This window comes from Clostridium ragsdalei P11 (assembly GCF_001675165.1).
GTDB classification, from domain to species: Bacteria; Bacillota; Clostridia; order Clostridiales; family Clostridiaceae; genus Clostridium_B; species Clostridium_B ragsdalei.
Map to the genome: position 1 here is coordinate 17,298 of NZ_LROS01000026.1, position 13,344 is coordinate 30,641.

At 30.2% G+C, this 13,344-nt stretch carries 10 protein-coding genes and 3 riboswitches; of the genes, 2 read left to right on the plus strand and 8 right to left on the minus strand.

Annotated elements, in window-relative coordinates:
• Positions 1–105 precede the first annotated feature (105 nt).
• Positions 106–1,257, minus strand: a complete 1,152-nt coding sequence (locus CLRAG_RS12330) for a metallophosphoesterase (RefSeq protein WP_065078707.1) — start codon at positions 1,255–1,257, stop codon at positions 106–108.
• Positions 1,251–1,589, minus strand: a complete 339-nt coding sequence (locus CLRAG_RS12335) for a winged helix-turn-helix transcriptional regulator (RefSeq protein WP_065078708.1) — start codon at positions 1,587–1,589, stop codon at positions 1,251–1,253. Before CLRAG_RS12335 ends, CLRAG_RS12330 begins: the two co-directional genes overlap by 7 nt.
• Before the next feature lie 156 nt (positions 1,590–1,745).
• On the opposite strand from CLRAG_RS12335, the gene CLRAG_RS12340 reads away from it, so the two are divergent.
• A complete protein-coding gene (locus CLRAG_RS12340) occupies positions 1,746–2,150 on the plus strand; it encodes a pyridoxamine 5'-phosphate oxidase family protein (protein ID WP_065078709.1) in 405 nt (134 codons plus the stop codon).
• A 63-nt stretch (positions 2,151–2,213) separates the two neighbouring features.
• Here the strand turns inward: CLRAG_RS12340 and CLRAG_RS12345 are convergent, their stop codons facing one another.
• The 3 genes from CLRAG_RS12345 to CLRAG_RS12355 all read right to left on the minus strand — a co-directional run bounded on the left by CLRAG_RS12345 (position 2,214) and on the right by CLRAG_RS12355 (position 5,994).
• A complete protein-coding gene (locus CLRAG_RS12345) occupies positions 2,214–3,152 on the minus strand; it encodes a diacylglycerol kinase catalytic domain-containing protein (protein ID WP_065078710.1) in 939 nt (312 codons plus the stop codon).
• Positions 3,153–3,154: 2 nt separating this feature from the next.
• Entirely contained in the window at positions 3,155–4,174 is a 1,020-nt protein-coding gene (locus CLRAG_RS12350) for an SPFH domain-containing protein (RefSeq protein ID WP_065078711.1), read from the minus strand.
• A gap of 467 nt (positions 4,175–4,641) precedes the next feature.
• Complete coding sequence (locus CLRAG_RS12355; protein WP_065078712.1) at positions 4,642–5,994, minus strand: APC family permease; 1,353 nt, start codon at positions 5,992–5,994, stop codon at positions 4,642–4,644.
• A gap of 248 nt (positions 5,995–6,242) precedes the next feature.
• Positions 6,243–6,350, plus strand: a riboswitch (SAM riboswitch).
• 227 nt (positions 6,351–6,577) lie between these two features.
• Here CLRAG_RS12355 and metA point away from each other — a divergent pair.
• Positions 6,578–7,495 carry a homoserine O-acetyltransferase MetA gene (metA, locus tag CLRAG_RS12360; RefSeq protein ID WP_065078713.1) on the plus strand — a complete coding sequence of 306 codons (918 nt, stop codon included), beginning with the start codon at positions 6,578–6,580 and terminating at the stop codon, positions 7,493–7,495.
• Positions 7,496–7,581: 86 nt separating this feature from the next.
• Here the strand turns inward: metA and CLRAG_RS12365 are convergent, their stop codons facing one another.
• From CLRAG_RS12365 to CLRAG_RS12375, 3 genes are all read right to left on the minus strand, one after another.
• Entirely contained in the window at positions 7,582–8,892 is a 1,311-nt protein-coding gene (locus CLRAG_RS12365) for an amino acid permease (RefSeq protein ID WP_065078727.1), read from the minus strand.
• A gap of 141 nt (positions 8,893–9,033) precedes the next feature.
• Positions 9,034–9,137: riboswitch (SAM riboswitch) on the minus strand.
• Positions 9,138–9,354: 217 nt separating this feature from the next.
• Positions 9,355–10,890: a methyl-accepting chemotaxis protein gene (locus CLRAG_RS12370; RefSeq protein WP_065078714.1), complete on the minus strand. Its 1,536-nt coding sequence runs from the start codon at positions 10,888–10,890 to the stop codon at positions 9,355–9,357.
• Between the two features lie 468 nt (positions 10,891–11,358).
• Positions 11,359–11,446, minus strand: a riboswitch (cyclic di-GMP riboswitch).
• A gap of 377 nt (positions 11,447–11,823) precedes the next feature.
• Complete coding sequence (locus CLRAG_RS12375) at positions 11,824–13,311, minus strand: UxaA family hydrolase (RefSeq protein ID WP_065078715.1); 1,488 nt, start codon at positions 13,309–13,311, stop codon at positions 11,824–11,826.
• Between the last annotated feature and the right edge of the window lie 33 nt (positions 13,312–13,344).

Sequence of the window (13,344 nt, forward strand, 5' to 3'; positions counted from 1 at the left end):
TCACAATAGATTACACATAATTAGTTTAATCATCCCCTAAAGAAAAATGAGGCAAGTAAAATATATGTTTCACTCGCCTCATTTTTCTTATTCATATTTCATTGCCTAGTGCTTAAACTTAATTTTAATATTTACTATTTCACCTTTTGTTCCAATTCTTATGGGAGGTCCCCAGGTCCCATAACCAGAAGTAACTATTAAATTAAAATTGTCCTTTTTAAGATATCCATAGTCATCTTCATAAATAAGCTTTGTCATAAGATTATTAGGGAAAACTTGCCCCCTGTGAGTATGTCCCGAAAGCTGTAAATCCACATCTTCCTTATGAGCCTCCTCAAGACCCACCGGTCTATGATTTAATTCTATAATAGGTAGGGATTTGTCTGTATTTTTCAAAATTTCCTTTAGCGGTTTTATCTTTTCGCCGCTATCAGCATCCTTTCTACCTACCACATAAAAACTATTGTCTATTTTAACTGCTTTATCTTGCAGTACTTTAACCTTTGCTTCATTCATATAACTAATTGTTTCAGATAAATTTTCTCCATATTCATGATTTCCTGTAATGTAATATACACCATACTTTGAGTTTATCTTTTTAAAAGCTTGTCCATAATATTTCTTTAACTTTGTAGTTGTACTTTCATCAACCATATCTCCACAAAAGAAAACTATGTCAGGTTTTAATTTATTTATGGAATTCACCATTTTATCTATGCCTTTTTCCTTAATCATTATACCCATGTGTACATCTGACACCATTACCACGTTTAGTGAATTTATTTTACCTGCACTTTTATTTATATCTATACTATAATTTGTTATGACTGGATGAAGGGCATTCCACATGCCAAAGGAAAAAATAATTAAAACTATTATAAAAATTGAAATTCCATCATCATATATGACACTTATACAATTTCTAATTTTCCCCTTAAACCCTACCTTTTTTAAAATAAATTTTACCACATCCGTGAGCAGAAATAATATAAGTAAGTAATACAAAATGCCTAGAGATACTGCTCCTATTAGTGTTAATAGTGAAGCTAATATGTTGTTTACTGATACAACACTTTTAAATATAGAACTTATAATATAAGAAAAAGCTATGAACCAAAATCCAATCCAGTACAGTCTCTTTTTTAAATTTTTATTTTTCTTTAAAAATACCCCTTTTACTTTTCTTCCAACGTAATACCATACTATTATATATAAAAGCAAAATAAGCATAAGTAAAATAATATTTTCAATTAGCATAAGTGATTACCTACACTGCATTTCTTATATTCTTCTCCCCAACTCCACATGACATCTAGTATTGGCTTTAAACTGAATCCAAGGCTTGTCAGTGAATACTCAACTCTAGGTGGAACCTCGGCATATACTTTTCTATTTACAAGACCATCTTGCTCCATTCGTCTTAAATTTTGAGTTAAAACTTTTTGCGAAATACTTCCAACCGACTTTTTTAATTCTCCAAATCTTTTGGTACCTGTAAGCAAATCTCTAATGATTAAAACTTTCCACTTATCACCTATGAGTGAGAGTGTAGTTTCAACTGGACATGCAGGTAAATCTTTTTTATCCATAAAAGTTTCTCCTTTAAAAGTATTATAAACACACAATAGTATACTTTAGGTAACTACAGTACTTTTAAGTGCTTACTTTACATTTGATATTATGAATATTATTATAAATTTGTAAGTAGCAAATTGCAAGTTCAATTTTAAAGGAGGTTCATTAACATGAACGAAGTAGTAAAATTTTTAAAAGAAAATCCAGTGCAATATTTTGCAACTGTAGGATTAGACGGTAAACCCAAAGTACGTCCTTTCCAATTTATGCTTGAGAAAGATGGGAATCTATATTTCTGCACAAACAATAAAAAAGACGTTTTTGCCCAACTTCAAAAATGTCCCTATGTTGAAATTTCAACATCAAGTCCAAAATTTGCATGGATAAGATTAAATGGTAAAGTTGTGTTTTCAAATGATATGGAAACTAAAAAAGCTATTATAGAGAGCAGTAGTCTAGTAAAATCACTTTATAAGTCAGCAGAAAACCCAATTTTCGAAATTTTTTATCTTAAAGATGCAAAAGCTGTAATAGCGGATTTTTCAGGTAATCCACCTAAAGAATATGCTCTTTAATTTTAAAGACTAAATTAAACTTCCGGAAGTTAATAAATCATTTTTACTTAGAGTTTCATAAAATCATATAACTAGATGGCCCTTTTTTTCAGCAAGTGTGATTGTGGCTTCTATACCAGAGTTAAATTTGAGATAGTCACTTTCAATGCCATCACTAAATATAACTCCATTTTCAGGCATTTGAGATGAGATCTTTAGTTGAGATCCTTTCTTAACTTTTCCAAAAACTATATCTGCTTTTGTAGTTCTACTTGGGAAAGGCTCACGTACAGAAAAGTACAAATAGTCAATGTCCCAAGCTGGATTATTTTTTTGCTTGATTTTAAGATCTAAATTGGACGTGTTATTTATAATATTTGTAGCACCTGTGAGTATACTTTTGAGCCACCCTGTTGAACCAAGACCAGTAGATACAATAACTCCACTTGAAGATTGATGTTCTTCATCTTTTCCCAACTTTATATTGTACCTAGCAGATACATGACTTTTTTGTCCTATGAACAAGTCATTTACAGCATAAATACTCTGTCCATCATTTAAAGCTGCTTTTGCCATGGAAACTTCTTTAACTTGTCTTTTTACATTAAAGACATCTTTAACAACCAATTTAAGATCATCAACTTTAAATGGAAGAAGCACTCCATCCCACCTTGAAGGATCAGGATTTACACCAATTAAAAGCTGATTTGAAAGATACTTTAAAGTATTTGCCACAAGACCATCTTGTCCTATAACTACCACTAAATCATTACCCCCAAATATAAAGTTAGGTACAAAATCCCTATCCACAATTTGAGTTCTACCTAATTCTTCAAGTTGACTTTGAGCTTTAGATACAGCTTGTTTATAAATTTTATCTTCAGTGATATAATCTGAAAAGTCACTTCCAAGATGTTCGATATAAAACTTTGCTTGTTCAATTGTATTATATCTTGCAATTAATTCTTCAAGTCCTGTCTTTCTCTTTATTATAACTATCTTATTTTCAGTTAATCTTACCATAACTAATTTCTCCCTTTAAGCATTTCTTGAAAAAGATCGGGTGATATATTAAGCTGTCCAATTTTTCCTGCATTCTCTGCTAGTTCTTGAAGGGCAAGTGCTGCTAATTTATTTGGCTGCATTCCAATGCTTGCAAGAGATTGTATTACATTAGAATCTATTCCTTCTAGCGACTTCATAACAGCTGACAATTCATAAGCTTTTGCATCAGCTCTAACTTTTGAATTTTTTACAGAAATGTCAACAAGTGATTTCTTTTTTTCTTCAAGTGCAGTTTCAAAATTCATCTTTTCTTGTTTGAGTTCATTTTGCTTTTGCTGGAAAGTTCTCTCTGCTTCAAGTTGGGTTTCTCTAACTTGTTTTTTCTTATTTTCAACTGCTATCTCCGTATTATATTCATTTTCCTTTACACGTCTTTCCTGTTCAATTGAAGCATTTCTTCTCTCATAAATAGCTTCATCTGCTTTTTTCAAGATTTGCTCCCTTGTCTGGGCTTCTAATGCCCTTGCGGTTTCTTTATTTGGAACGATATTTAATATTGAAAGTCCAAGTATCTCAATTCCAAGAAGTTCTATCTCCTCACTTTTTTTAATCTTACTCAATATCTCACTTGCAAGTACTTCACTTGATTTAATAGCATCTTTGAGCTCCAAATTCTCGATTGTCTTTTTAGTTAGCACCCTTACAATATTTATTACCCTTTGCGGAAGTTTTTGAGGATCATCGGAAACATAGCCCTTTCCTTTCTTCATATCAAATGTATAATTTAAAACTCCTGCAATTTTCTTTTGATCAACAATTCTGAAAGTAACCTGTCCTTGAACTGTAACCGTCTGAAAATCTGAAGTAACTTCTTCAAAAATAAAAGGTGAATCCACACTTCCAACAGGAACAAGAACAATTGAAGTGGTTGGAACATAATAATAAAATGATATTCCAGCACCTTCCCTTACAATTTTACCGTTCCTATACTTTAACACATACTCACTTGGTTGAAATTTTATAAATTTAAATCCAAACATAATTTTACTCCTCCTAAAAAATATTATTAAATTTATAGAATTTAGATGATCTATGGCCTTCATCTTTTTTTAGAAAATCTTTTTCATTTTGAAATTGCTTTTTATCCATATTATCACCTACATATTTAAAATTTGTTATTAACTATTTGTTATTAACATAATATTACTAACGTGTCCTTATGTCAATACTTTTTTAATATAGATATCAAAAAATATAAAAACAAAGGGCTAAATACTTTAACCCTTTGTTTTTATCTGATGGCTACCTACTGTAACACTCCTACTTCTATCAAAGTGGGAGATAACAGTAGCTACGCCCCTATATAATTCATCTAAACTTAGTGGGAGAAGCAAAACTCTAAAGAGAAAGCGATTCACTTTAAATCAAAGATTTAAGTTCTCTGCTTTTCCCACTAAGTAAGATTCATTGATATTTTTTCTTTATGCATTCAATTCTATTATTATCCTTATTCCGCAATCTTTTCTTTAGAAAACATAGCCCCAAAAATCATTACAACTGCAAAGACAATTAAGTATGCAACGACTTCCATTTTATGAGAAAAGCAAGCAGCAATTATCATAAAAATACATCCAGCTAGAGAAATAATAGGTGCTATAAATCTCTTAAATGAATTTAAATCTTTTTCTTTTTTCATCATCATAATAAAAATAGGAATATACAATGCATAAATAGTAACTATAGGTAATTCGGAAGAATCAAAAGAGAAAAATCCAAACCAAGGCTTTGTTAAGTTAGCACCATAGAAGTATAATAACCATATACCACAAAGAAGCAGTCCAAATACAGATGAATTAGTAGGCATATTTGTTACATTATCAACTTGCTTAAATACATCTGGTTTTGGTCCAATGTTCCTTGCTGCTAAAGAATAAATACCTCGAGTACATCCCAGCATTAATCCATTTAAAGTTCCAAGGCAGGAAATGATAACAAATACAAACAGCAGTGAACCACCTACTGATGAAAAAACTGTCTGAAAAGCTAATTTAGCTCCTGCTTCACCGCCAGCCATCATAACCTTATTTGTTACTGCTCCAGCTAGTCCTACATAGTAGAGTATGTAAATAATCATAATTACAAAAGTTCCTCCAACAAGCGCCAGTGGAAGATTTTTCTTTGCATCTTTTAACTCAGCATTAATACTTGTAGCAATGATCCATCCTTCATAAGCAAAAGCTGTAGCAACAACAGCTGTAAATAACGCATTAGAAGTATTAACTTCTTTTACCACTGTTGTAAAATTATATGCAATCATACCATTACCCACACCTACAACTGTTCCAATTACAGCCATTAAAGCTAGTGGAATAAGTTTTATAATAGTTGTACTAACTTGAAATTTACCTGCTAAAATTGGTGACAGTGAATTTAACGCAAAACTTGCTATCAAATATAGGCCTGCAATAGTCATACACTCTCCGCCTGTAATTGAGAATCCAAGTAATACACAAGTATATCTAGCCGAAACCCATGCTAACACTGACGTCAATGTCGGATAGTAAATGAGTGCCATAAACCACCCAACATAATATGCATACTTTTTGCCCAAAGTAGCTTCCGCATAATCTACTACACCGTTTACATATTGATACTTAGTTGCCATTACAGCAAAAGTATAGGCACAAGAAATCATAATAATACCACCTATAACCCAAGCCAGTATACCAAGTGTAAGATTTCCACCTGTTGCAGTTAAAACTTTTTCTGCCTTAAAAAAGACACCACTACCTATAACAATACCAATAACCATAGCTATAGCCGTAATAAGGCCATACCTTTTTTCTAACTTTGATTCCATAATCAAATATCCCCCTCTTTGATTTATTAATATTGTAATGAATATTGCTTTTATACATCATGCTATCTAAACACTACAAACAGCATAAAATATTAATTTTTATTGTACCACAGAATTAAGCATTTACCAACACTTCTTTTTCTTCATTGTTATGAATTTTCAAATTATTTATTGATATTGAGACACTTGTATTTGACAAAAATTTAATTTTAGTATATTATATAATAAGCTAAATAAAATCAGTTTAAATCTTATCAAGAGCGGCGGAGGGACTGGCCCTATGAAACCCGACAACCAACATTTTTCATTTGAATGTATGGTGTTAATTCCAGCAGATTATTTCTGAAAGATAAGGAAAATAGTTTCTATAATTAGTATTAAAAGTTGTTTTTCTTATGAAAACAGCTTTTTTATTATACAAATTATTTAAATTAACCTATTCCTTTGTATAGTTATTCACTACTCAAATATCCAAAATAAGATTTTTATTTGATTAAGGCATTTGATAAAAAATATCCTAGCATACTGACTAGTTATTTCTTTGAAAATGCCTAAGCTACCTATATATAAAGGAGGATTTTTTATGCCAATAAATATACCTAACGATCTTCCAGCCTCTAAAACACTGAAGGCTGAAAACATATTTGTAATGAATGAAAAACGCGCATTAAAGCAAGATATAAGACCTCTTAATATAGTAATATTGAATCTAATGCCAGTTAAAACCGTTACGGAAGTGCAACTTTTAAGGTTACTTAGTAATTCCCCTATTCAAGTTGATATAACATTAATGTATCCTAAATCTCACAGATCAAAAAATACTTCAGAACAATATCTTCTCAAGTATTATGAAACTTTTGATGAAATAAAGGGCAGAAAATTTGATGGCATGATAATAACAGGAGCACCTGTTGAAAAACTGAAATTTGAAGATGTTGACTATTGGGATGAATTAACTGAAATAATGGACTGGAGTAAAAAAAATGTATATTCAACTTTACACATATGTTGGGGTTCTCAGGCCGGACTTTACCACCATTTTGGTATTTCAAAATATATTTTAGATAAAAAAATGTTTGGTGTTTTCCCACATATAATAAATGAAAAAAATACACAGTTACTTAGAGGATTTGACGATATATTTTACGCACCTCATTCAAGACATACCTGTGTAAAAAAAGAAGATATTGAAAAAGTACCTGAATTAGAAATACTTTCAGAATCAAAAGATGCCGGAGTCTATATAATGTCAACAAAAGGCGGCCGCCAAATTTTTGTAACAGGGCATCCTGAATATGATACCTTAACATTAAAATCAGAATATGATAGAGATACAGCAGCTAATCTGCCCATAGAAATTCCAAGAAATTATTTTCCTGGTAATGATACAACCAAACAGCCTATGGCAACCTGGAAAAGTCATGCCAACCTTTTATTTTTAAACTGGCTGAATTACTATGTATATCAAGAAACACCTTATAATTTGGATAGTCTTCAATAGCATAGAAAAATGGAAATGACCTTTTAATAAAATAGTATCATTTCCATTTCTTTTTTATTATACATTATAATTAACATAAATTAATATTAATTTGATTTTGCTTCTTCTCTTATAAGAAATCTATACATAACTATAAGACACAATACCCATACAGGTGCTACATAAAGTGCTACTCGGGTAGCTGACAAAAATCCCAAAGAGATAACTATTAACACTAAATATATAATAGCAATGTATGATGACACTGGATAAAATGGCATCTTAAAATCTATTTTTCCTCCAGACTGAAGTTTTTCTTTTCTAAATTTCAACTGGACAAGTAAAATAGTTCCCCAGGCAGTCAATATAGCTATTGTTGTCACCGATGAAATATAAGTAAAAACTTTACCTGGTACAAAATAATTCAAAATTACTGCAATTGCTGCCACTACACTGCTAAATAGTATTCCTACATAAGGCACACCAGATTTACTAACTTTTGCGAATATTTTCGGTGCATTATTATCTAAGGATAAACTGTAGAGCATCCTTCCATCTACATATAGTGCACTATTCATACCTGAAAGTGCTGCTGTTAAAATTACAAAATTGATAACTGCTGCCGCCTGTGAAATTCCTACTTTAGAAAATACTAGTACAAAAGGACTTCCATTTACGCCTATCTTATTCCAAGGATAAAGTGCCAGCATAACAAAAATAGACCCTACATAAAAAATGAGTATACGCCAAAATACATTGTTAATTGCTTCAGGTATAGATTTTTTAGGATTTTCCGCTTCTCCTGCAGTTATGCCTATAAATTCCACACCACCAAAGGCAAATGTTACATATGTAAATGCCATCAAAAATCCACTGATTCCATTGGCGAAAAAACCTCCATTAGTCCAAAGGTTGGATAACCCAACAGCATGTCCTTCATTAAAAAATCCAAATACAATAATCAATAGTCCAAATACAATCATACATATAATGGCTACAACCTTAACAAGTGCAAACCAAAATTCAAATTCTCCATAAGTCTTAACTCCAATTAAATTAATTATTATTAGCATAGATAAAAATACTAAAGCAGTAATCCATTTAGGAAACCCAGGAAACCAAAATTGAACATATACTCCCACTGCTGTAAGTTCTGCCATAACAGTTAATATACATTGAAACCAATAAGTCCAACCAGAAAAGAATCCTGCAAAACGTCCAAGATAATGTGTTGCATATGCACTAAAAGAACCTGAATTAGGGTTGTCAACTGCAAGTTCACCAAGAGCTCTCATAATGAGGAAAACAAAAAAACCTCCCAGTAAATATGCTAAAATAATTGATGGACCACCTATTTTTATGGCATCTGCCGATCCATAAAATAATCCTACTCCAATAGCTCCTCCAATGGCAATCATCTGAATATGCCTGTTCTTCAAATTTTTCTTTAAACGATCTTCTTCCAAATCTTTGTACCTCCTTAACAATCGATCACCTTTACATCATAAATAAAAAAATCTTCTTGTAAGACAAGTTACAAGAAGATTTTATCTTCATGTTTCTCATCTTTCAGGTATAACCTGCTGGAATTAGCACCGTTGAACATAAACGTTCAGGTTGCCGGGCATCATAGGGCCAGTCCCTTAGCCACTCTAGATAAGAAATTAAACAATTAATTTTAAATTTTATAGTTTCTAATAACATATTATTATTTTGAATATTGTACCTAGTATATATTTTTTTGGGTTACTTGTCAACAATGTCGTTTCATTAGAGCAAATTTAATTTACGCCAAAACTATCCCACTAATTTCAATACTTGGAGCATACTTAGTTGCTAGGATACTTTAATTTCATAAATAGATTCGAAATAACCAAAATCTATTTAATAAGTTTATTCATATCTTCAGCAATATTTCTAAGTTCATTAATGTTAGCTTCTATTTCTTCACTTGTAGCAGCACTTTGAGATATTGTTTCTGTTATCATTTCATATTTTGATATTGTATCTTTTGTCATATTAGATACTTCTTCATTAAATTTAACTACATTTTTAGTTTTTGTAAATAACGTAGTAGAAGCATTATTTGTATCCAGAACATTATTACTAAATAATTTCAAATTGGAAGTCATATCATTTATTCCTCTGACTGTTTCATTAATAATACTATTACCTGTCTGAGACTTTTCGCTATTATACGTCATTTGTTTTTGAACTACATTAATTTTATTTTTTAGTTCATCCACTATTGTACTTGCTTGATTAAGTGACTGTTTTGTTCCTTCAGCTAATTTTCTTATTTCATCTGCTACTACTGCAAACCCTTTACCCTGTTCACCTGCTCTTGCCGATTCAATTGATGCATTTAAAGCAAGAAGATTAGTTTGTTCCGATATATCTCCTATAATATTTAATATCTCATCTACTTGTCTTGATTTTTGTTCCAAATCTTTTGTAGACTTAAACGTATCCTCTATACTATTTTTTATATCCATAATAATTGAAAGAGTATCATTTAAAGATTTCTGATTTTTATCTGTAACATTGATAAAGTAATTTATTTTACCTTCACTATCCTTAGTTTTTTTAGCAACAACTTCATTAGCATTTAATAAAGTATTTAATATCTCTTTATTTTTATTTGATTTATCAAGCATTTCACCAGAACTTTTTGATACAGATTGGCTTGTTTCTGAAACTTCCAAAAGTGAACTTGTTTGTTCTTCAATAGCTGCACTTAAGTTTTCACTTGATGATAAAACAGTATCAGAAATTTGAGCTATATTTCCAAATAAATCCAACAATTTTTGCTTTTCTTTTTTTAACTCAACTTCCTTATCACCAATTGACTTTAATAGATTAGATGCAAAGTATACAATTATGAAAATTAATGCCAAAGTTATAAAAATAGTGATGATTTTCATAGTCGCTTCTGCAATAATCAATTGTTTATCCTGAAAAATTGAAGGATTATTTACAAATACTATGATTTGACATAAAAGGCTTAAAGCTATTGACTCTATAATCATTTTTATATCAAAAAACAAGGCTCCAAGAATAACAAAAAAGAAAACTATAAGCCATATGGAATTTAAGTGCATTGTAAAGTTCAAATATAAATACTGAAAATAAGTTATTATTAAAAGCAGCATTTTTGTTATATTAAATGCTTTTATATTAAAGCCATTTTGAGTAATGGTACATTTATAACATTTATAAAATATAATACCATACATTAGAACAAATATTCCAAGTATAATTAAAGAAATTACACTTATATTGTCATTAAGTCCAAGTAATTTTATTGAAGAATAAAATAAGAATGATAGAACACAGCATACCATATAAATTATTAGCACAACTTTAAGTGATTTTTTATTAAAAGTTATTTGAAAGCTCTCTTCTTTAGTGTTCATTTTATGTCCCCCTAAATATATTAATTTTTTTATATTTTTAAGTGCAAGTTGAAATAAACAAAACATACTAATATCATTAATTTAATTGTCTATGCAATAAACAGAGTTCTTGGTTTCAGGTGGAGTTTTTTCTCCATCTGAAACTTAGAAATCGTTATTCAGGGGCGTATCAGCCGTTATCCCCCACTTTATAAGAAAATCAGATATCTCAAATCTTTGATTCGGTGATAGTCGCTTTCGCTGTGTGCGATGGGGGTATTACGGCTGGTAGCCATCGGATAAAATTGATGCTGCTGGTGATACATATTTTGATAATATAGAAGGATAGACTAATACATCTATATCACTTCATTTCAAATTTGCTTTTTCTAATACAGATTTGAAAATTTTTACAAATTAAAAATGTACCTATTAATATATAAATAGGTACCAGAATATGAGTATAAATATTGATTATTAAAACTATAATTTGGTAACCTGGCAGCCATAGGAAATAATCTCCTTTAGGTCCATAGCTTTGCGACTTTATCTTTCGATAAATGTGCTATTATCAATGTAGTAATATAAAATATATTACACTAAAATTTTACAAAGTTCAATGGTAATCGCATATTATTGTAATTTATACATAAAATATTTGCATATAATGCTAGACTTAACTCCATCTTACATTTTTCACTAAGGTGATATCAATCTAACAAAATTCTATAGTATTTAAGCCAACTAATTTCAAGCTTCTGTTTTGAATAAACATTTTTATTTTTAAATAGGATATTTATTTGAACTTGTGAAAAATTACGATTTCTTGCTTTGCCCATTTATGCACTTCCTATTATCTAAATTATATCTAATCATAAATATAAAAAGTACCCTATAAGATATATCACAGCCTCTTTTCTGTGTCTATCTTACAGGGTACAGTTTACCTTTTAATTAAAGTGTTACACCATTTTTAAATATAGATATTTCTCTAATATTGTTTTTCTCATTGTTTACCAACTGTCCATTAGCTATGTCAATTATATATTTTATAAACTTCTCCAATAGATCATTCATTGTACTATCATTTACTAATCCTCCTGCATTAAAATCAATCCAATTAGGCTTTAATTTATATAATTCTGTATTTGTAGATATTTTTATTGTCGGTACAAAGTTTCCAAAAGGCGTTCCTCTTCCTGTAGTAAATAGAACTAATTGACATCCTGATGCACCTAAAGCGGTAGATGATACTAAATCATTTCCAGGAGCACTCAAAAGATTTAAACCGTTATTTTTTAAAATTTCTCCATACTTTATAACATCAATAACTGTTTCAATACCAGCTTTTTGTACACATCCTAATGATTTCTCTTCAAGTGTAGTAATACCACCAGCTTTATTTCCTGGAGAAGGATTATCGTATATAGGCTGATTATAACTTATAAAATACTTTTTAAAATCATTTATTAAACTTACTGATTTATCAAAAATTTCTTCATTCCTTGCCCTATTCATAAGTAGATGCTCTGCTCCAAACATCTCAGGAACTTCTGTTAGTACAGTGGTTCCTCCTTGTGCTATAAGAAAATCAGAAAATCTCCCAACAAGTGGATTTGCTGTGATTCCTGATAAGCCATCAGATCCACCACATTTAAGTCCTATTTTAAGTTCAGATAAACTAATAGGTTCCCTTTTATCTTTCTTCATATTTTCATGAAGTTCAAACAATAATTTTGCTCCCTCTTCAACTTCATCCTGTACTTTCTGTGCAACTAAAAATCTTACCCTTTTTTCGTTAAACTTTCCTAAAGACTTTTTAAAATCCTCAAGAACATTATTTTCACATCCAAGTCCGAGCACAAGTACTCCTCCTGCATTAGGATGTCTTACTATATCTCCTAATATTGTCTTGGTATTTGTATGATCATCCCCTAATTGTGAACAACCATAATTATGTTTAAATATATTCACTGAATCTGCACATATTGTTCCAGATTTCTGCTTAAATCTTTCTATTATTTTATCTCCTATACCATTTACACATCCAACTGTAGGAATTATCCAAAGTTCATTACGTATTCCTGATTTCCCATCTTCTCTTCTATATCCATTAAACGTAAGATTTCTATTGCTAAATAGATTTCTATTTAGGTTCTGATTAAAAGTATACTCTTTTAATCCTGATAAATTGGTTTTAGTATTATGAGTATGAACCCAGTCTCCTGGTTCAATATTTTTTAATGCTCTACCAATAGTAAATCCATATTTAATAACATTGTTATTTTCTTGTATTTTATGTATTGCTATTTTATGACCCTTTTTAATATCTTTGTTTATTGTTATTTCCTTATCATCAACTAAAATAATTTCACCTTTTGCAATATCTGATAAAGCTACAACTACATTATCATTTTCACTTATTTTTAAAAATCTTTTCATATAGTTCACTCTCTTTCTATAAATAAATTATTC